This is a genomic window from Vibrio natriegens NBRC 15636 = ATCC 14048 = DSM 759 (genome assembly GCF_035621455.1).
Lineage (GTDB): Bacteria > Pseudomonadota > Gammaproteobacteria > Enterobacterales > Vibrionaceae > Vibrio > Vibrio natriegens.
On the sequence record NZ_CP141822.1, the window covers coordinates 1471066 to 1491809 of the forward strand.

Annotated in this window: 14 protein-coding genes; 1 reads left to right on the plus strand and 13 read right to left on the minus strand. The window is 45.6% G+C overall.

Annotated elements, in window-relative coordinates; genetic code table 11:
- Positions 1-118: 118 nt before the first annotated feature.
- Positions 119-544 carry a hypothetical protein gene (locus VER99_RS06750; protein WP_020333187.1) on the plus strand — a complete coding sequence of 142 codons (426 nt, stop codon included), beginning with the start codon at positions 119-121 and terminating at the stop codon, positions 542-544.
- A gap of 105 nt (positions 545-649) precedes the next feature.
- Here VER99_RS06750 and VER99_RS06755 read toward each other — a convergent pair whose 3' ends face one another.
- The 13 genes from VER99_RS06755 to VER99_RS06815 form a co-directional block, all read right to left on the minus strand.
- Positions 650-3403 carry a hypothetical protein gene (locus VER99_RS06755; protein ID WP_020333188.1) on the minus strand — a complete coding sequence of 918 codons (2754 nt, stop codon included), beginning with the start codon at positions 3401-3403 and terminating at the stop codon, positions 650-652.
- Positions 3404-3415: 12 nt separating this feature from the next.
- Positions 3416-7219 (minus strand): contractile injection system tape measure protein, encoded by a 3804-nt coding sequence (locus tag VER99_RS06760; RefSeq protein ID WP_020333189.1) that lies wholly within the window; start codon positions 7217-7219, stop codon positions 3416-3418.
- Positions 7216-9585, minus strand: a complete 2370-nt coding sequence (locus tag VER99_RS06765) for a hypothetical protein (RefSeq protein ID WP_020333190.1) — start codon at positions 9583-9585, stop codon at positions 7216-7218. Before VER99_RS06765 ends, VER99_RS06760 begins: the two co-directional genes overlap by 4 nt.
- A gap of 2 nt (positions 9586-9587) precedes the next feature.
- Positions 9588-10415 carry a hypothetical protein gene (locus VER99_RS06770; protein WP_020333191.1) on the minus strand — a complete coding sequence of 276 codons (828 nt, stop codon included), beginning with the start codon at positions 10413-10415 and terminating at the stop codon, positions 9588-9590.
- A gap of 2 nt (positions 10416-10417) precedes the next feature.
- Positions 10418-14452, minus strand: a complete 4035-nt coding sequence (locus VER99_RS06775) for a hypothetical protein (RefSeq protein ID WP_020333192.1) — start codon at positions 14450-14452, stop codon at positions 10418-10420.
- Complete coding sequence (locus VER99_RS06780) at positions 14449-14898, minus strand: GPW/gp25 family protein (protein ID WP_020333193.1); 450 nt, start codon at positions 14896-14898, stop codon at positions 14449-14451. Before VER99_RS06780 ends, VER99_RS06775 begins: the two co-directional genes overlap by 4 nt.
- 24 nt (positions 14899-14922) lie before the next feature.
- Entirely contained in the window at positions 14923-15222 is a 300-nt protein-coding gene (locus VER99_RS06785) for a PAAR domain-containing protein (protein ID WP_020333194.1), read from the minus strand.
- Between the two features lie 25 nt (positions 15223-15247).
- A complete protein-coding gene (gene vgrG / locus VER99_RS06790) occupies positions 15248-17041 on the minus strand; it encodes a type VI secretion system tip protein VgrG (RefSeq protein ID WP_020333195.1) in 1794 nt (597 codons plus the stop codon).
- Positions 17042-17053: 12 nt separating this feature from the next.
- Positions 17054-17719, minus strand: a complete 666-nt coding sequence (locus VER99_RS06795) for a CIS tube protein (protein ID WP_020333196.1) — start codon at positions 17717-17719, stop codon at positions 17054-17056.
- Positions 17720-17721: 2 nt separating this feature from the next.
- Positions 17722-17928 (minus strand): hypothetical protein, encoded by a 207-nt coding sequence (locus VER99_RS06800; RefSeq protein ID WP_020333197.1) that lies wholly within the window; start codon positions 17926-17928, stop codon positions 17722-17724.
- A gap of 22 nt (positions 17929-17950) precedes the next feature.
- Positions 17951-18394 (minus strand): phage tail protein, encoded by a 444-nt coding sequence (locus VER99_RS06805; RefSeq protein WP_014231706.1) that lies wholly within the window; start codon positions 18392-18394, stop codon positions 17951-17953.
- A gap of 85 nt (positions 18395-18479) precedes the next feature.
- Positions 18480-18959: a phage tail protein gene (locus tag VER99_RS06810; protein ID WP_014231707.1), complete on the minus strand. Its 480-nt coding sequence runs from the start codon at positions 18957-18959 to the stop codon at positions 18480-18482.
- Positions 18960-19041: 82 nt separating this feature from the next.
- Positions 19042-20595: a phage tail sheath family protein gene (locus tag VER99_RS06815; RefSeq protein ID WP_014231708.1), complete on the minus strand. Its 1554-nt coding sequence runs from the start codon at positions 20593-20595 to the stop codon at positions 19042-19044.
- Between the last annotated feature and the right edge of the window lie 149 nt (positions 20596-20744).

Here is a 20744-nt window from a genome sequence, read left to right on the forward strand (position 1 = left end):
GAAACCCGAAGATTAGCGTTAAAATTCTGAGATTTACAGTAACCCACTGTAGGGCATTCGAATTCAAAAGTTGCCTTTTTTGAAGGCAGCTACATTAAAATCTGGGAGCGTTTGAATAATGTATACTCAAATCGAAAGTTCTAGAAATGACTCTTCACTTCAACTCGCTAGTGTTTTGGTTCAAAAAAAGAATCATGTAAATCAAAGAGCGGAATTGGAAGACAATCGCCATAAAGGTATTGTTCAAAAAAGAGCTAAAGATGTAATTCAAAGTAGACAACCACTACATATTCCAAAGTTGGTAAATACGGGTGTTTTACAATCTAAAGGTATTAATTATGAAGCCGGTCAGGGCTCCATGTGGCATGTTCATAAAGATCATGTGAAATACAATGGTGACGACCGTTCTAGAATAAATTTTGACGGACGTACAAAAACCTATATTAAGAAAGAGATGGAGATGTACCACAACACTTTATCTCATAACAAAAATCGGCATCATACATATTTAGAATGTAGAAAATGGATTAACAAACATCTTTAGTTGGCAATTATTACCTAGTCATAATAAAGCCCCAATTTCTACACCTAAATACTTGGGGCTAATTTTAATTAGCAACTAGTTTACAATCTATCTAATTCTAAAGCTTTAAGGCTTATCCCCCTCCATTGTCAGCCATCTGACCACCAACAATATCCATATAATTAACGCCATAAATCCAAGTAATATCGGAACCTGGTAGGCTTTAAAGTATGGGTCTGCGACAAACACCAACATTAATGCAGCCAGAGAGCCGATACATAGCAGGACGAATGGCAGTTGAACGAGATATTTTCTGAGTTCGTAATACCAGTTGCTGATAATGAGTACGGCGGCAATACCAATAAAGACAACAAACAGTATCGTGCGTAATAACCATCGGTTTGGACATATCCAGTCCATCACAACCAAAATCTGCTCTTGTAATGCAGCGAACATGGATGGTAGTGACGAAGTTTTTGGATAAAAGGTGTCATCGACCAATTGCTGGCTTAGGTCATTCAGTGGGATAGGCTGGTAAGCCGCACCGATAAAGCTCCAGCTTGAAAGGCGAAGTAGCTGTGTTAGCTCGATTTCTGAGTTACGGTTAAATTCAGTAATGAGCATAGGAACAATCTGTTTAAACAGTTTTTCGACCGCGAGCTGATCGCTTTGGTTGCTCAACCAGTGATGGAATTCCTGTATTTGAGTCAGTTCTTGTTGTGCGATGGCCTCTTGAGATGAATTGCTTTGACCACTTGTTCCAGTAGTGTCAGCGGTATCAACCTGAGGGCGTATGATCATTAAGTTTGTCACTTGGCCAATAGCATTGAGGTTATCAAATTGATAGAAACTGGAAGAGTCTCCACTAAGAACCTGATTGGCAGGTATAACAACGTTGAGAAAATAGCGATCGTGTGGACTTGCTACAACATCGCTACTGCTGGCAATGTCGGATCCTTCTTGCTTGAGTAAAGCAAATTTGAGTTCGCGTACAAAGGTAATAAATATTTGCTGACTTTGTGATGTTTTCAGCACCGATAAGTCGATATCCAATGTAATGCCATCGCCAATGCTAGGGACTGGTTCGATACCTAAGGTCATGATTGGCTTCATTCGATTAATGAAGCTGCTGTCGAGCGGTTGATCAATGGCGTCTACCAATTGATCGATTAACGGCTTATCCAAAAGCTCGATTAGGGACACTAAAGTTAAGTCTCTTGGGGTTGTCACAACAAGGTCGACCTCGCTGCGATAGCGATGAGCCAATCGAATAAACTGAGTATTATCTGGCTCTGGCTTCCAATTCGGCGGTAAGACTAACAAACTACCACTGTTGCTTGGTTTTGCCACTGCGCCAAAAAAGCCGATGCGGTCAAGCTGACTAAAATTGATGATTTGCTGTTCTTCGGATTGATACCAGTATGGAAAAAAGCCATAGAAAGTTGCATCGTTAAAAATGGAGTCGCGACTGTCCTGACAACCACAACCCGCAGGTGCTTCCCAGACCACTGGTGTACTCGTATCAGGAGCAAGCCCTGATTTATAGGCTACTTTGAGTACATTCTCGGCGTCGCTCGACGAAGTATCTATACCTTCAAGCGTCATTGCCGCTTGCATCAAATACTCGCTGGCGAAAACCTGATTAGCAATAGGCTCAAGTAGTTTTTGCAGACTTGCAGGTACGACGTAGATGTTTTGCTTTTGCAATGCGTTTGCAAGGGCATCGCTGTCTAGCTGCCAGGTTATCAAAGGCGCGGTGGTTTTCGTTGTCGCAGTGGTGCTGCTTTCTGTCACACTCTTTCCATCATCAGCCGTTTGTTGGTTGGTGTCACTGTTACTTTCACCGTCAGATGTTGTTGAACTTTCTGTAGAGCTGCTACTTGAATCTGAGGTAGAAGAAGCCGTTGAATCAGTATTGGAGCTTGAACTAGATGCAGAACTGGGCGTTGAGCTTGTACTAGAACTAGAACTAGAACTAGAACTAGAACTAGACCTAGAACCGGAGCCTGTCGTTGTATCGGAACTTGATCCAGAGTCTGTAGCGTCACTATTTTTGCTGGTTTGGGATGTGGTGGTGCTTTCGGTTTCACTATTACTTTGTGTCGTTTGGTCAATACTCTGAGATTGAATAAAGCTGTTAAGGTCCAATGCTGGGTTGAACGTAACATCAAGCTGATCAATCAGCGTCACTAACTGGTTATAGAGTTCGTTTCGTTGTGAGAACTGTTGCTTTCCTAAGGCGGTGAGTGCAGTGAGCGTCGCTTGTCTGTTGAGGTCATTATCAGTCAGTTGGTAGTAATAGCTTGGTATATTGGCTTGAGAGCCTGACGATGAAGAACCAGTAGAGCCGGGAATCAGATCTGGCGCTAAGAGCTCAGCCAGTTGTGATGAACTCAAAGTTAGCAGTTCTCCTGAGTCGACACTGTCTCTCCAGTTCGGGAATACGGCACTAATTTCTGCCGCACGTGCCAGATCTTTCAGCGTTGTGTCAACAAAATCTGAACTGCTGCCGGAGGTTTCACTTACGGTATCCGACACGTTGAAATCATTACAAAAATTAATCAGCCACTGGCGAGTTACTGGGCCGAAAATGCCGTCGGTTAACAGCCTTCCATTGGACTTTAATGCCGCCTGATAAGCCGCGTCAGGTTGGTAAATTACCTTCAATTGCTGCTGAATGACGCGCCCGTTATAACGGGAATCTTTGGTTGGCAATTGGCCGCTGCAACTGTAGGCGGAAGTCGATGCCGATGGAGCTTGTGCCGACACCGATAAAAAGGACACCCAGATTATTGTGGCGACTAGTAGCCAGCGCAGCACAGTGCGGCCGTGGTTGATTAGATGATGACTATGAATCAGGTTCAGGAAGAAATCATTCATGATAAGTTATCCTCACCGCCACGTGACAAACAGAGGTTTGTCCATCCATGGGAATTTGATGGTTTGGAAGCTCCAGGGAATTTGGTCTAACAGCATGTCAAATGCACCGGGAATTACGCTAAGTTGCCACTGTTTTTCTTCGTCTAATAGTTGGCCTTCACGTTGTATAAATGTTGTTCTCAAGCCTTCTATCGAAGTTGAACCAAGCGAGTTCCAGTGACTAATAATTGCATTGAGCAGACCATCAATTATCGAAATAGCCTCACTTGGCAAATCCACTTGGCTGGGGATAGGAGTACTTATCGGTATGCCACATAAAATCTTATTTAGTGGCAGCAAGTACTCAGGTGCTTCGCTTCGACCATCAACCAAATACTGCAGACAAAACAGCGCTTGGTATTTAGCCTCCTTACTGACGAAGACTTTGCCGTCCGTGAGGTTGAGTCGTTGAAACAGAGTCGGGATATAAGTGGACGCGAGCACTAAACCTGCATTATTGATGTTTATAGGCTCTGATTTTTTGTTCTCTTTTTCATTTGGAGCTTTCCACAATAACGGCTTGCTTTTCATCTCTGAACGGCTTGGTTCAGCTACGTTTTCTATTGAGTTATAGAGACGTTGAACTTGCGGTTGTGAACGGTCGAGACCGGCTGGTGGAACTGGGGCTGTTAACTTCAAAGGCAAGGTGTTGCGACTTATCTCTTCTAACAGCGGGAAGAGTGTTGATTGGCGGGATAAGTTTAGTTTCTCTGCTAACTGTTTTGTCTTGTCACTTTTATCATCGTCTTCGAGTTTATCCATAATTACTGGATAAGCAGTGAGGTCGTTGAGCACTACATGCAGCAATTGAACCGCACTTGCTGTTATTCCCTGAAGCAACAAACGGTGATAGATGACACGCCAAAATACCTGTTTCCATTTTTGTGTATTTCCCATCAACAAAGAAAACGTCTGATATAGGCTAACCATGACGGGCACGAAATTTGTGTATTGTTTTGCGAATACTTGAAAGTGATAGTGGTCGGTCAGTCCGTCTATCCAACTCGCGAGCTTTTCTGGATTGAGTAGCTCCGCAGACAGACGCGTCCATAGTGCGTGATGATCGAGATTCAGTGCCAGTTCTAACTTGGTTTCATCAATTTGACTCGATTGCAGAAAATCCCAATTCGTAATGTGCGCGATTGTGTCATTTTGTGTGCTCGATGCCGAATGCCCACGGAAATGTTGAGACGAAGAGATATCGGTTCCAGATGTTCGTTCCATTAACACCTGTTCAAGCACAGCTTGAATGCTGCCGTTCGTTATTCTCGAGCCATTGAACCGCTCAGAATTGTGTTTACCTTTGATCACCATTGTATGAGCAAGTTGGGCGGCTTCTATTTGGAAGTGATTGCTCAATGTTAAAAGAATGGAACGCAGTGCCGTTTCTGCTGAGAAGGATAGCCCTGTCTGAGTTAGCGAAGCTTCCCATATCCATTTCCAAATCAGTCTATCAATCGATGACCTGATGCTGGTTTTTGGATGATGAGTCAATTCATGAATCGAATCTGCTATCCATGAGCGCATAGAGAGAACATCAATCGCAACGGTTGATAAGTCTTTATTCGCCAGAGTGAGTAACTGGAAAAGCGTTTGCTCGTCAAAGTGTTGAATCCAGCGTTTTTGTATCGTGCCTGACTGGCTTAATTCAATAATCACGGCCGCAAGTGATTTAGCATCGAGAGAAGAACGCGCAGTTTTCAATAGCCGTTGCCACTGTTCGGGCTTCGCGTCTGCCAGTGCCTGAATCACTTCAACAGGAACATTTATGTGGCTCGAAATAACGCTGTTTAACCAGTGTTGGTTAGCCTGAAGAGGAGTATCTGCATCTTGTGGAGTCTCTAAAGACAAATTGTGATTGGTACTCTTTAATGCGGGTAAAAGAGAACGTAACGATTGCACGAGCCGGTAGTTAGTTTGAGTATTTAACGAAGACAGCAGCGATTGAACCAAGTCGAGATGGTGTATATTTCGGTGCGAAGCAATTTGATGAGTGAGGGACAACAAGTAACTGCGTTTATTAAACTCACTGCCACGCTCAACCAGCAAATAGCTGAGGGTAAATTGCCACAAGCTGCTGCGTAGAGCATGGTCTTCTACTGGCTTTGACTCAGTTTCAGTTATGATCGTCCTCTCTATATGATGACGGTTGGAAATGATGTCGTGAACCACTTCGTTCGCTCGTGGTTCAATAATGTCGATGAATCGAAATAGAGTGGCATCGGAATAGTGTTCGCTCCAATGCTGGCGTACGGCGGCGAGTTGGCCGATCCAAAGCAATAATCCTTTGATAAAGCGACGTTCGTCAGGTAATGCGCGGAGCAGGCTTTTTTCATCTCCATGTTGGAGGATCAGTAAGAGGGCAGTTAGCGAGTCTGATTTACTTGTGTTGGTTGAAACTCGCGAGTGGTCTTGAGCAAGTGTATTCCATGAGATTTGAGTTTCGTATGCCGCTTTATCTGTATCGCTAGGTGATGCTTTGTCTGAGTTAACGCGGAAAATGTCGGGTTCTATAGCATCCAATAATTTCATCATTTGCTGTCTTAACGCACTATCGATACCAGTCATCTGGAGCCTGTTACGAAGATCAGCAAGCAACGTCGATGCGTTGAGGTTATGCATGGCGGCCATTTTTACGATCACGCTTTTCATGTACTGCTGTTTATTGAAGTGGCTGCCACGCTCGACCAGCACGTAATGGAAAGTGAAGTGCCACAGTTGCAGCGTCACTTGTTGGTTTGATACCGCAGAATAAACGGCTGTTGAACTGGTTGCAGGGGCAGAATTTTTAGTAGGCAGCCATAGCTGAGGGCGAGATAAGAGTTGGGCTAAAAATGGATAATGCAATGGCTCTAAACGTTCTAGTAAAGAGAAACGTCTATTTTCGTCGAGTGACTGGATCAAAAGCAGGGGTAAACGTGGGTCTTTGCTGTGTTTACCCAACGCAAAAAGAATACTCGATGCGTATCGCGCCATGAGTTGATCCCAATGCGGTAGAAATGCAGACAAGTTACGGTTCGAAATCGCGGTATCAACATAGTAGTTCCAGTGATTGGTGAGCTGGGTTTTCAGGCCTGAATCATGGTGAATGCCACCTGTTTCCAGTAACGCAATCATTACCGCGAGACGGTTTTTATGGCTTAATAGCGGTAAGAGTTGCGCTAATGATTGCTCAGGAAGTTGCATTGCCAATCTTAGACAGAGGGTTTCAGAGTTATCCGCGAACTCGAGAGCATTGTTTATGCGGTCTGGAGCGTTGAGCAGAGCCTCTATTACCCCGGTTTCGGACAGTTGCTGTTGATATTTAAACGGCCACGCGAGTTGTCCTGTTGCGATAAAATGCCACGCTTGTTGCCAGCGATAGTCATCAAGTTCATGTTGGTTCGCGCCATTCTCGATACTTTCACTGACTTGGATCTGCGACATGTGAATGTTCGACTTTCGCATCCTGGACGAAGCATCCAAGCTCGTCTTTCGGTAAAGCTCTTGGTACAGCAGCCTTAAGATCTGCGTTTGCAGGGCAGGGCGTAGGTTTGTACTCGAAATATCGCCTGTATCGAGCTCAATCTTATCAATGCAAATAACGATATCCGGAGAGCAAATTTGGTTAAGAAGTTCATCCATAGAAGGCAGAAGATCGTTTATTAGCCATTGATACGCCTCCGCTTCAAACTGTTCTGCATCGACCGCGTTATCAAACTCGATATCAAGCTCTACTTGTTTGAACAAGTGGGTTTGAGTTTCAGGTTTCGACGCTATTTTGTCTGCTTTGATCATAAGATTAGCGCCTCCTGCGCGGCATCTGGTTTTTGCAGGAACGTTAACAGGTTCTTCGCCATCTCATCGCATTGTTGCTTATCCTCTTTACTATTTAGTTGGATGGTTAAGGCTTTTTGTTTTCTCCATGCGTGATACAGATTTTCAAACTCAGAAAAGGCATTGAAATTTAGCCACATTAAGTGAACGCAGAGATGAGCCGGAGTATTCGTTCTGATCAGTTGCGCTACTTGTTGTCGGAACAAAGGACTGCGGTGACGGGCGGTGAATCCCGGTATAACCACGCAGACCTGATTGGCCAGCGATTCAATGTCGCTTTCGGGATGGCGGAGTGTGATTGGCTCCACCACGTGCAGCGTTTCTGTTTGCTGATTGATTTCGACCAGCCACGCTTGCAACCAATGGCAAAAACGTATCAGCTTTTGTTTGTGGTTGTAACGCCCTATGTATAGCCAACGTTTCTCTTCGTTTGTTCCAATGTCAAAGAAGAGTCGGTAGTCTCCCGTTCTTGCGCGTTTGAGTATCCGGTAGCGTTGATTGTCGATGCCAAATTGCAACAGCGATTCAGGTAGCGTTTGAGCATCTAATGCGTAAACAGAGGATCGAATTTGACGTTTTTGCTGAGTAGAAAGTGATATTTTCTCTTGGCTTTCCGGTAGCGTTTCAAGGTTGGGTAAGACGGTTTCTTTAAGTTCGAAAACCGCTTTTTGTCCCATATCGCTGCTTAGATAGTCTTCGTCAGTGACGATATTCAAAAGGTAGCGACTGATATTGAGGTTTGTTCCCTCATCTTCATTCTTTAAGGCATTCATGCCGAGCAGAATCGATAACCTTTGTTGATATCCGCCGATGTGACTCGGGTTAAGCAAGTTATTACCCAAACCGCGCTGATTACTAATGGTTGCGATGTTGCGAATAAATCGCTGTTTGTGTTCTAGCAACAGCCAATCAATATCTTGCTCTCTACAATATGGGGTAAACGCACGATGAAGCGTATCGGGGTACTGTTCGCCATAAAGTGCGATCAGGTAATCGTAGATTCGACCTTTACGCTCAGGAAAATTATCGAATTCGGATTGCAGCGCTTGCAGTTTCGACTTTGCGTCGGCAGGGTAATGGCTGTTGATATCGTTGAATTCTTGAGGCGTCAGCGTGTGGACATGGTAGCTGGTTGGTTGACTCAATGAAGTAGAAAACAGCTCGGGCAGCTTTGTCAGATCCTCACAAAAATTGGCCATCAATTGATCAAACAGCAACAGGTAACTACGCAATTGATGACGCTGTGCCTGAGATTTTGGATCGTAGCCAGTATTGGTTTTTGTGGCCAATTGATAGTTTCGCGGGAATAAGGTTTGGATGGAGTCGTAGCTACTGAGATCGCGATGATGACCGGATGGGAGTGGCATTGCGGTCGCTAAATGCTGACGCTGTATGGTTTGCTGCTGCAATTGTTGCTCAATTTGAATGACCACATCGGCAACGTCAAGAGCGACGAGATGTTGGTTTTGTACAACCTCAAGGCGAATATCTGAATCGGCTTCTGGCATGATTAAACTGGCGTACTCAGGTATCTCTGATATGGCCACGATGGGTTCATCTGGGTGTGTTTCGGCTTCGAACCTGATACCTCTCACTTGTTGAATGCTGGCACTGCTTAGAATTAGATCTTCAAGCTCACTTAAGTCTCCGTTGGTTCTTTGTCTCAACCAATGCGCGCACTGATAATAGATGTTAGCGGCTACCTGATTTGCATCGACTCCATCATTACTTATCTCGATAGTGGCTGCGAGATGAATGCAAGTTTCTCCAATAACATTTACTTCTTCGATGTCTTCACCTAATCCTCTTATCTGGTGGTAGGTTTGAAGAATACTTTGTATGGTAGGGTCGTTCTTTTCCGGATTGGAATCCTCGCCCTTGGTTTGCAAAGCGTGTTGCTGGCGTCGAAAGAAACGTTGTAATAGCCCGGAAATCTGATAAAGGCCCAAGTGTGGGTATTGTTCTGAGCTTTGAAACCAAACTTGCTCCAGTTGCGGCGTTGTTCTGACAATGAAGTCCTGATACTCGCTCGGTATTTGAGGCGGGGCAGACAAAACCTCATCGGGGCGAGCCAACCCGTAATACGGATAATCAATGCGGCCGTAATCGTCCGCCAAGAGATCGCATACGGCAAAATCACTGCGATAGATAATATCGGTAAGCGCAAAACAGACCTGTTCCAGAATGGTGACGCCAGGATCGTGGGTGTTGTAGTCTGTCCAGACTTTGCCACCTAATTGTTGAATATAGGTAATACCAAGCTGGAACAAGCGTTCAAACTTATCCGGGTCGTTTTGATGTTCTTGCTTCGATATGGTCACTGACATAATCAGGCCTGTTTATCCTCTTGGACAATCTCGCAATTGGTCATGTAGTCGTCATCCCATAATTTCGTGATGTGATAGCGGATATATCGGTTATCTCCATAACTGGTGTTGGTTCGAATTTGCAGTCGATAAGGTCGCTTCGTGCCTTTTTCAGTTTCATGCAGCCACCTCAGTTTTAACTTGTCCGCAGGAGAGCGAAAGAATGCGTGTTGCGCCTTTATTGGATTTTTTCTGCGCCATTGCCACCACCAGTGATTCGGCGCGCATGTATTAATAGCGATCGCGTGGAGCATCGCATATCGGCCAGTGTGTCGGATGCCGATGCCCGCGACCACTTCAAGCATTTGGCAACCCTCTAATGTTTCCGTGATGTCGTGCCATTTTCCGTCAGCAGGAATCAGAGCGTCGACCGTTTCTGTTCCGCGTCGGCCTTGTGAAGAAACGGTGCCTTTTACATCGAGCTCGTGTTCTGGCGTTTCGGTTTTTATCCCGACATTACCACTCGGAGTGAGCGTCAAATTGGTTTCGGGAGCGTCATCCTCATCTGAATCCGTAACATTGGCGAGTGGGTTAGCCTTAAAATGCAAGTTGGTGGTCTTCGCGGCTAAACCTACGTGCCAAAGAGCAGTATTGCGATCACTTTGCTGATAAAAACTCAGCAAGTGCTCCTGATCTAAAGCGGTCAATTGCAAGCCAGTTGCAGGCGGTTTCTCAAATCCATCTTCAACCTGATTGACGCAGGAGTCGATCAAGTCCGCGAAATGCTCCGCAGAGGGCATATTGCCGGGTTGAAAAAAGTTTTTGAGTGTACTTCTATTGCGTTTTGGCATAGTTAATCCGTCCCCTTATGATACTGAACAGGAGTCTCTTCACCGTTATGTGATGATTGGGGCTGAGTGTTGATGATGAACTCTTCGCCGATAACAAGGTCTCCTACACCGGCAGGAACCGGTGCCGCTTGCTGATGCTTGGGCGCAATGGTGATGAAATGGTGCTGAGATGGCACCAATAAATACCATGGAAGTTCTGCGCCAATGGGTTCTTCAGTTCGTGCGCTGTCTTGTAAGTGATACTTGTTGGTTGAATGATGGCTTATTTTAAGTACCGACAGACCGCTGACGCTGGTCACCTGTTTTTGTTTACCGATGAATGCGGCTAATTTTGACAGCGATAACTGCCATCCCAAACCCATGTTCATACCTTCGCTGTTCCAGGGGCAAAGCGTCTGCATAATGGCGTACTCCAACTGACGTAACGCTAACCCATGGTGGGTACCTTCAGTGAACGTTACAGAACAGCGAACTTGTAGCGTTTCATATCCGGGGTTGCGGACATCAATTTGAGTGTGGGCGCGGGCAATCGTACTGAGGTAATCACGTATTGCGATAAGCGTGGTTGAGTCAATGTAACGCTGCTGACACGGGGTGTGATTGCAGTCGTTGTGAACCGGAATAACCGTGAGCAAAATATGCCCTGGCTTGTGCGAGTTAGAGTGAAATTGTTTAGCTGCAAAACAGTTTACGGCGTCTATATCCGGAAACTGTTCCAACACCAGGCGCTCATAGTCCCATGGGGTTATTGCTTTTCCTTTATGTCGTAAATGCTCACTGGTTCTCGTGACCCAATGATCAAAGTTCTCATCTGGTTTTAATTGTTGTATCGGAGTGAGTTGCGTAATGGCACCCAGATTCGCAGGCTTATTCAGACACTGCCAGGACGCAAAGGGTGGTGTTTGCGGTTCTGCATTTCTTCCGCCTTCCACTTGAATGACGTGCGTTGCAATTTGGTAACATTTTGGATATTGATCAATGCCTTGGTTTGTACTGACTCTAAGCCAATATAAATCCGACGGCATAATATTGTGCTCGGTATTGATGGCATCCGGAATATCCAACGTGATGATGCCGGACGTCAAAAATCGGTGCGTTGTGTCATGAATGATGTGTTTTGCCGGAAGTTCGACCCATTGTTCGCCCACAAGGTAATACCACTGATATTCCGTAGACGGATAAGGCGTCAACATCTTTGCTTTATCACCAAGCAGAAAATAAAGATTGAGGTAGCTTGAGAGCTCTGACGCCGTTAAGCCGATAAACAAGTGACTGTCTTCTTTGTAGTGTGCCAGGATGCGAGGATAAGCGAACTTGTGTTTTTCGTTTCGTGGATAGATTTCCACTTCACCAAATGGGTGAAGGTGGATCATTCGACACTGGGTTTTCGTCGTCATATCACCCAGCTCGACTTTGTGTCTGGCTACGTAGTTAATCGACAGACGGTTTAACATCGGGGTGTATGGCGCTTTTGGCAAAGGTTGCTGTTTTTTCGATTTTGCATTCGCCGTCAGTGTCTTACTCAAAAGCAATCCATATTGATCGTGCCCAAAAGCATCCATAGGTTTCACCAGGGTGATCTTAAACAGACCATTACGAATATTTGACTGAGGGCTGTATGGTGTCTGGGGCCACGTTTGAGTCGTTGGCGTATAGCTGTTACTGATATTGCCGAACGTTAAAATATTCTCGCGATCCAGTGCGCCGTCTTGCGGTGAAAACAAACTTTGTGGGCCATCATCTGTCGTATCCCAGCGCCCGTTATTCAGTACTTCAGTTACCACTTTGAAACTATGGTTTCGATAAGGGAAAGGATACTCATTGTAGTGGTCACGGAACCCATCACTTCCCTGTGGTAATCCAGACCAATCGAGGTGATAAGTGAGCTGCTTGAGATGCTTGATGGCGAATTCTTTGCTTGCGACAACCAAATAGGAGCCATCTTTGGGTTGGGCACCAAGTGGCAAGAAGGGGCGGCTTGGATCGGCCTGACCATCCTGATTAAACAGCTGTACTTGAGTTGCTCCTTTTACACGGCATTCCATCAAAAGCTGAGCGAATTCAAAATCGCGGAAGATAGTGTAGGGGAAGCAATTACTCTGCGCTTTTAAACACAGCTTTAATGCTGGCGCAGTAAAATTCCATTTCGAGTTGTGAATGGCTGGGGTAGGCACTTTTGTCGCGGGGAAACCCGGTTCAAGCCGGATATTCAGACCAAACCCCATGGTAAAGTCGCTGTCATTTTCAATCGGAATGATCTGAGCACAATCGACGAGCTGCCATCCTTCTTCAGTGGAAATGGCGACATCAAATATCTCTTCAAATAATTGGTAAAAGGTCTGAATACGCGAATAACCGAGCAACAAGTTGACCGTCGCATTGACCGACTCATCGAGAACATGCTCGTCAATCAGCTGCTCAGTCAGTGACTTGATCTTGTTAATGTCTTCTTCTGATAGCCACTCAACGTGATTTAATGCGTAACGTGAGACTAACTGTCCAAGCACGCGGAAAAATCGCTCTTTTTGCTCCATGGCGTGGAGATTTTGGGTGGGTTTTGACGCGACTTCCTCTAGCAGCGCGAGTAATACACCACGATACACCGCGCGAAGTTGCTGAGTCGGCTCTCTGTCGGCCAACTGCAAAATCCTATCATCGTCAACTTTGTCGACAAGCGCTTTGCTTTGTATTTCGTACAGCCAATTTCCAATCACAGGCACTTGCAATAAAACGATTTCATTAACAACGGCTTCAAGCGCATCTCTCAACTTACTGGACTCTTGCGAGTGTTCCTGATCATGTTCGATATAGAGCTGAGATAATCTTTGATACACAATGCCATTGCCCACTTCTTGAAGTTGAAATTGCAAAGTGAGCTCTCGATGACCTTCAGCCAAAGAGAGTATTGGGTCTGAAATCACCAGTCCAAGATGCTTTTCAAGGCTGTCATCATCAATCTGGTGGCTACCAAACATCTTGAAAGCTTGGGTATTGTCACTTTGAGCACCTGTCTGCATCGGATCGAGCTCAATTTTCTGACGACTAATACCAGAATTAAAGCCGAGCTCTTTCTCTGGAGAAATCAGAGGATCACGGCGAAGTGTAAAACCGAACGCCTTTTTCACTTCCGCATCGGTCACTGACATAGCGTAGTTGGTGCGAAATTCTATCGGCTCAAACGTTGCTGTATTGCCGGGAGTGAAGGCTTGCCCTTTGTTGATGATCACGGGCGTCTTGCTCGCCTTACCTTGAGATAATTTGAGAAAGACAGGCGCTTCCTCTGCACTTTGCGGATACTGGTTCAAAACGTCTTGGTAATAAAACAGAAGATGTTTATGAGTAAACTGATTAATTTTGTTTTGAGCACGCTTAAAAAGTTTTAAAAAGCTGAGAAACAGAGCAAGCTGTGGAGGGTGTTCACCATGGTGGAGAGATTGTTTGAAGGTATCACGACAGTCTTGCTTTAAGGACTCAATCAACACCAGAATCTTAGACAGACAATGTTGTGCTTCCTCTTTGATGTTGGTTAATTGAGCCGCTTGTTTTTCGCTCTGGGATGAATCAGATAGTTTCCACAAAGGATCGAGATGCTCGTATTTATTGATGAGGTTTTTGGGCGTGCAATTAAATAGTTGTTGTAATGGGGCATTAAGTTGAGCCTGATAGCGGTTGAGCAGGCGAAGTTTTAACTCGTAGCTTATTTCTGGTGTGCTCGGTAAGTGTCGGTACCAGCTGTTTAACACAGTAAAAAGGTGAAGAATAAATTCTAGCGTATGCTCTTCATCCAGACATTGTGATTGTTTGAACTGACGTTTTAATGCTGCTTCATCCATGCTTAGTATTGCAGCACAAACCACCAATTCATTTTGTTCAAACATCGCACTCCAATTCCCTTTTATCTGCTTGTTCTCATCCATATAAGGAACAAGCTCGGCAAACTTTTTCGCCCATAGGATGAGCTGTTCGAAGCTGAGCTCGTAGGGCTGAAAGAAGTGAGGGCTAAGTGCAACGTTACCTCGTTCGTTTTGTTGCGTCATAAAGCATCTCCCGAACCGAGATCAGGCAGAAGATCAGGGCTAACCAGGGTGCCTTCTTGCAGATAAAACGGATACACCATGTTGTCTCGCGTGTTGGTGGTGACTATCTGATAATCGAGCTCAATCATTATTTTCCCGTTTAGCGGAACGGGCGTCAGCGTTAACGAATCCAGGTCAATACGTGATTCAAACAGCAATATCGACTGCCGAATCTCGTATTCCATTTCAGTCAATGTTGTTTTTGTTAGTTCAGCAAAAACAAAACGGTTAATTCGGCACCCAAACTCAGGGTGCATCAGGCGTTCGCCGGGTGAGGTAGAGAGGAGGATCGCAAGACTCTGTTTGATGTCTTTTTCGTTACTGCACAGTTCGACCGAGCAGTTGTCGGAGGTAAAGGTGGGAGGAAACGCCCAACCAGTCCCCAAGAATCCATTGTCTCTGTCCATAATCCAGTCCCTTTACATTGAAAACTAACCGCCAATGATCACTGTGAAGCAACCCATCGCAACATTGCCACCGTGGTTCGTGCTGTCGCCAATTCGCGCTGCTGGTTTTCCGCCAATCATCACGGTCGCCGAACCCTTTATTATGGTGGATGGTGGGCCAACACATGTGCATGAATCACCAACGACCGAGGCGGGTATTTTCCCGATCAACACCGTGGGTACGCCAGGCCCAATCACCGGACCTCCGACATGGGGAACGGGAGGAACGCCTGGCGTCGCCATTGGACATGCGTGCATATCGGTAATTCTTGCTGCTGGTGGCATGTTGATGTCCTCTTTAAATCAGTCGTTAATTGATATTGACGATTGCGCCTTTAATGGTGGTATTTCCTGAAGCAGACAGTTCCGCACTGGCAGAGCCTTTGGCCGTTAACGAAGTGGTGGCGTCTGCTGAAACGTTCATTCCCTTTATGTTGGTGTCTCCCGTCGCTTCGATACTGGTATCACCGGTTGATTTCAGCGAAATGTTTCCGCCCGCCGATATGGTTATGTCTTTAGGGGAATCCAACGTGATTCCACTGTCGTCTAAAGTGACGGTGTTGCTGTTTTGATCGGCGAGCGTAATGGACTTTTCATCGTCACTAATGGTGATCGAATTTTCACCGGGCGTAGTGATGGTGATGATCTTCTTGTCATCGTCGAACTCTATTTTGAGTTTGTTTTTAGTCACTATCGCTTTGGTGTAGTTCTCTTGGGTGAGCTCATAGGGCATCGCTTTTTTACTGCTGTACAAACTGCCGAGAATGATTGGCTGGCCGGGATCTTGGTTGATGTAACCGAGCACGACCTCATCGTCGATTTCCGGAATAAAAAAGTTGCCACTTTCGTTAGTCGCGTAGTAACTGGAAAGCCTTGCCCAAACCTCGTTATTGGTATCACCTAATGCGGGTACTTTTACTTTGATTCGATATTGGGTTTCTGAGTCTTCATTGAGCTGAGTTACTACGCCGATCTGTAAACCGTCCACGGGAGGAAGCCATCCCGAGGCGGGTGGGGCACCGAGGTCACGATGCTCTGCAGACCATACCGGAGCAAGCCCCAAGTCAACGGTCGTTAGCCACTGACCTTGCTCGATTCTGTGATGTACCGCGCCGATATAGTGAGAGCCGTTGAATCGATCGCCAACGCCTGCTAACTCGATAAGACTATTAATTTGCGCCTTTGCATTACCTTGAAACGTGACAGTGCCACGTACTTTGGCAAGCATCGACTTCGCACGTTGTCCTTTTGCCCAGTTGGTCAGGCTGTCCTGGGTGTAACAGGCTGAGGTTTGCATTCGATATTCACTAATACCTAGCACGTTTGCCAGTTCGCTGGCTGATAAATTCCCCTGGTTACTAATCTCGGTCGCTGCAGATTGTTGCGATAGCATTGCCTGTGTACTGGGGTCCCAGGCGGTACTGGTTACACTACTAAATTGATAACGTGCGTCTACTTCCGCACAGAAATTGATCAGGTCAGTGCCATAGGTAACGACAAGTGCCGCAGGATCACTGACGGAAGGAGCCTCTACCGAAAGTTTGTTTTGCTGGTTTGCTACTACCAAGCCATTTGCTTCAGCACGAGTCAGCATAAAGTCCCAGTCACTGCAGTTAAACTGAACCAGTTCGTCGTGTTCAACAGACGTACTGTCTACGCTGTCAGCCGTGATACTTGAGTAGTTGCTAATAAGAGAATTTATGATGTCGCTGTCTTTTTGCTTCAAATAGCATTGGCTTTTTCTCGCTATCGTCATGGCGACCGCTTGATCTTTGCATGTCACATTGAGCGTGGTTTGGTTGTTTTCGCTGATGCGAATAGCATGATTGGTCACCACGCCTTCGAAGATGGTTTCGTCTTCCGTTCCGTAGCCGGCATCGATAGTGATCGTTGACCCTGGCTTAAATGTGTTTCCTGAGCTGACTTCAAAAGTTTGATCAGCGATGTCTCCGTCACGGATCTCAAGCTCTGCATAGGCAATATGGTTTACCTGATAAAAAACATTGACCGAGATAATGCCAATTGAACTCTCAATGACATTGCCATTTGATTTGATGCTTAACGTGACAATGTCACTATTGGTCTCGGTGGGAGATGTTGCCATGTCGCCTCACTTTTAGCTCAAAGGTGGAAAGTAGAGCTTGGTCCCAGGGGCAATGTTTCGCACACTGGGTAATTGGTTGTATGCCGCCACTTTGGAATAGTAGGAGCTGTCTTTGTAAATTTGATGGCAAAGTCCCGGTAAGGTGTCACCCGCTTTAAAAACGACATGATGTGTCAGATCGGGGGAGGACTTTTTGGCAAGTGCTTCTTTCTCTTGCTCAGTGAGAAATTGAGTAAAGTTTAGTGTAGCGGTTGCGCGTAAAGGAACACCACTTGAATCAAAAAGCACATAAGAGACAGACATGGACGTGAGGCGTCCGCGAAAGCTAAGTGCCGTGCCCCAACTGATTTTGACAGGGTTCGGTTCGTGCTGCTTTCCGTTATAGTCGTAGATCACTTTCCGAAGCAGAGTCAGCTGGTCTTGAACGGACTTTCCTTTTTTATACTCAACCACACCCGTAGCATCGATCATTATTTCAAAACTGAGTTTCTCACTTTGGTATCCCTGAAACTGCACTGTCGGCGCTATATCGCCCTGAGATTGTCGGTGTTTGCAAGGGTCGTCGGTATATCCAATGCCATAATCCTGCTTGATGGAATTTGGATTAAGCATGGCATTAAAAGTGGTTGCGGTATTACCGGAAGCTGCAATCGACTCAATTTTTAGCTTATCGACCATGCTTATCGCTCTCTGTTTTCTTGTTGGAGTTTACGGTGCATCCATTTTATGGTTTGGAATTGCGCCGTGTGTTGAGAAGAAACCTCGGAGAGAGCTCCTGTGCCTTTATCCGCGCCGTCACATTGGTGCTCCTTTTTTTGTTTCGACGATTTTTTTTCTTCAGTCGTGACATTGGAACGAATCGACATTTGTTTGATTTCTATAGGCATACGTTAGTCACCTCTTGAACGGCTATTTTGTGCGGCTTGCTCTGCTGTAACAGATCTCAACTTCTTCAATCGCAACGTCATTTTTCGTCGAGTTGAACCCTTCAACTCGCCATTTAACGGGGTAGGCGTTATAGAGAACCCATACCCGGCATGGAGAGCCTTTTTCATCAAGCAATCGGACCGAGACCGTTTTTGGGACGATTGCTTTGGACAGTTGTGCTTCAAGCGTGTCCTGACACCATTTCACCAATGCCGAACTGGAATCAGCGATACCCCGCTTTAGCGTCAGATTAGAGTGTTTGATCACTTTAGGTAGGTGATAGACCAGATTATTGCCGCCTTCCTGATAGTCTTCGGTATCTATTTGAGCTTCTAAACCAGAGATTTCCTGAAAAGCAGAATCATCTTGGTTGTTACCGATCACTACGCTGAAGTAAAACGCGGGTAGGGGCCATTCATCTGCCATAAGCTCTGATCTCCAATAACGCTTTGTATGCCACAAACTGGCTTGGTTAACGCATCAAGCACGACAACCAAGCCAATGAGTTGCACTATGAGGTTGTGATTTCTAACCCTTCATGTGCCAGTTCTATGGTTTCTACGGCAACCTCATTACCGTCGGATTTCAAGTCGGTGCCTGTTACTTTTGTTGGCCACGCATTTTTTAGTTTCCAGCTCATCACCACACCACTATCTTGATCAAGTAAGTTGATGGTGACGGCGGTTCGAGCAATGGTGTTCATTTGGATCTTACTAAACCAGTCATAGAACTTGTTATCACTCTTAAAAATGCCTTTTTTCAAAGTGACGTTACTGGTTTTCACTAGCCCCGGCATCTTGATCGTCGAGAACACTTTGCTGTTGCCTGCGCGGTATTCAATTGGTTGGGCTTCGGTATCCAGACCTGATACTTCCTGGAATGCGGCGACCATACTTGCGTCGGCACCAGCACCACCATCCCATTTGACTTCAAAATGGAATTTGGGCATCGGCCATACGGTTTCTGATTGAGCTGAACCATCATCTGCCATGGTAGTCTCCTTTCTACAATTCGTTCATAAAGTTACGAAGGACTACTGCTAAAAGCCTTCTGCGCTTTTGAGTACTAAGTAATTATGATTCTTGCATTTTTTGCTGGAAGGTAATCTCAATGAATTCAGCCGGGCGACTAATGGCTACCAACACGGTAATTCTCAAAATACCTTCTAGAATATCGTCGCCGGTCATTGTTTTACCCAGCCCGACGCTAACGCTGTATGCCTCGCCAGGGGATGCCCCCGCCAGACCGCCACGTTTCCAAATGCCGTATAGGAAGTTACCAATCATGCTTTCCATCGATACCCAGGTACTGGAGACATTCGGCTCAAAAACATAAGCCTTTGAGGCAAGTTTGATTGATTCTTCAAGCATAATCATGGTTCGACGAACGTTAATGTATCGCCAGTCAAGGCTGTTACCATCAAGTGTACGTCCACCCCAAACTAAGGTGCCTTCACCAACAAATGGTCGAATCGCGTTAATGGATTTACCCTGAGTAGTAACGTTGAGATCTTCTTGTTCGTCATCGCTGATATTAACCGTTGGAGAGACAACGGCGTTTAGGCTGACGTTAGCAGGTGCTTTCCAGACCCCTCTTGAATTATCGACCATGGTATAGATACCCGCCATTGCCGCCGCTGGAGGAAGTATGTTTTGTTGGTGCTTCACTTCCTTCATGATGGTTTGGTAAAGCGGGCTGATTGTTTGTAGCACCTTATTAAGCAGTACCTGTTCTTGATCAGGTAAGTCTGTCGCGAGCTTGGCAATTTCATCAAGCATCTGCTGTTTACGAGTAACACGAAGTTTATTACTGCCGCTGTTTAGCTCATCATCGGAAAGGCCATCAAGATCTTTGAATGCCTCGTTGACTTCATTGGTGAGTAACTCAGAAAGCTTATCTAAGTTGCTGATGTTATGGAAGTTAACATCACTGTCTTGAACTATGGAAGTATTGAGCCAAGGGTAGTATGCCGAGGAATAATCCAGATAGTTAATACCAAGTTTAGAACGGAAGTTTTCTATACAGTCACCACTTGGATCCTGACGATCTTTAAATCCTTCCCAGATATCGAGTATCGCGACTCTATTTTTCATCTTACCACCACAATGACCAAGCATGGCTTGCTGGACATTAATGCACGCATCTTCTGCCAGTTGCACACTTTCAGGGATCACGAGCATGGTAGCCTCAGGCTCTTTAATCAGCGGGTCAATTCCCCCTTTTAAAACGCCTGGGTCGAGGTCATCACTATAGCCTCCAACCGACACGATATAGCAAGGCCCACCGCCATTTTGAAAGAAAAATAGCATATTGTGATAGAGCGTATAGCGTGTATTCGATTGCTTTATCTGATAAGCCGTACCTTGTTGGCTGAAAGCGACCGCGGCACTCGCATCATCACCAGCTTCACTGATCTCAAAGGTTGGTAACGGCGCGCCACCGAAGTACTGGCGAAACTCTGACATCGAAGTGATGCGCCAGGGTACTTTACTCAGCGATTTTCCGCCATTTTCAGCTTTCTCTGTATAGCCAATAAACGCTGGCACAGCAGTAGCGACCTCGACAACAGAATTGGGGAAGGCATTTTTCTCAACTATGTAAACGCCCGGTGTTTTCATTACAACCATAGTTAAATCCTTTAAGTGAGAATTGAATGGTTACCAAATGCTCGCGATTAGCAGAGTAATACTTCACCCAGTACTGCTGTCATAGCGAGGCAGTTACTAATAAATAATGTAGTAAACAAAATGCACTGCATTTAAATTAATATTAGATG

Excerpts from the sequence above, each read along its gene's own strand:
- VER99_RS06750 (WP_020333187.1), top strand. The coding sequence starts at position 119 with ATGTATACTCAAATCGAAAGTTCTAGAAATGACTCTTCACTTCAACTC.
- VER99_RS06755 (WP_020333188.1), bottom strand. The coding sequence starts at position 3,403 with ATGAATGATTTCTTCCTGAACCTGATTCATAGTCATCATCTAATCAAC.
- VER99_RS06760 (WP_020333189.1), bottom strand. The coding sequence starts at position 7,219 with ATGATCAAAGCAGACAAAATAGCGTCGAAACCTGAAACTCAAACCCAC.
- VER99_RS06765 (WP_020333190.1), bottom strand. The coding sequence starts at position 9,585 with ATGTCAGTGACCATATCGAAGCAAGAACATCAAAACGACCCGGATAAG.
- VER99_RS06770 (WP_020333191.1), bottom strand. The coding sequence starts at position 10,415 with ATGCCAAAACGCAATAGAAGTACACTCAAAAACTTTTTTCAACCCGGC.
- VER99_RS06775 (WP_020333192.1), bottom strand. The coding sequence starts at position 14,452 with ATGACGCAACAAAACGAACGAGGTAACGTTGCACTTAGCCCTCACTTC.
- VER99_RS06780 (WP_020333193.1), bottom strand. The coding sequence starts at position 14,898 with ATGGACAGAGACAATGGATTCTTGGGGACTGGTTGGGCGTTTCCTCCC.
- VER99_RS06785 (WP_020333194.1), bottom strand. The coding sequence starts at position 15,222 with ATGCCACCAGCAGCAAGAATTACCGATATGCACGCATGTCCAATGGCG.
- vgrG (WP_020333195.1), bottom strand. The coding sequence starts at position 17,041 with ATGGCAACATCTCCCACCGAGACCAATAGTGACATTGTCACGTTAAGC.
- VER99_RS06795 (WP_020333196.1), bottom strand. The coding sequence starts at position 17,719 with ATGGTCGATAAGCTAAAAATTGAGTCGATTGCAGCTTCCGGTAATACC.
- VER99_RS06800 (WP_020333197.1), bottom strand. The coding sequence starts at position 17,928 with ATGCCTATAGAAATCAAACAAATGTCGATTCGTTCCAATGTCACGACT.
- VER99_RS06805 (WP_014231706.1), bottom strand. The coding sequence starts at position 18,394 with ATGGCAGATGAATGGCCCCTACCCGCGTTTTACTTCAGCGTAGTGATC.
- VER99_RS06810 (WP_014231707.1), bottom strand. The coding sequence starts at position 18,959 with ATGGCAGATGATGGTTCAGCTCAATCAGAAACCGTATGGCCGATGCCC.
- VER99_RS06815 (WP_014231708.1), bottom strand. The coding sequence starts at position 20,595 with ATGGTTGTAATGAAAACACCGGGCGTTTACATAGTTGAGAAAAATGCC.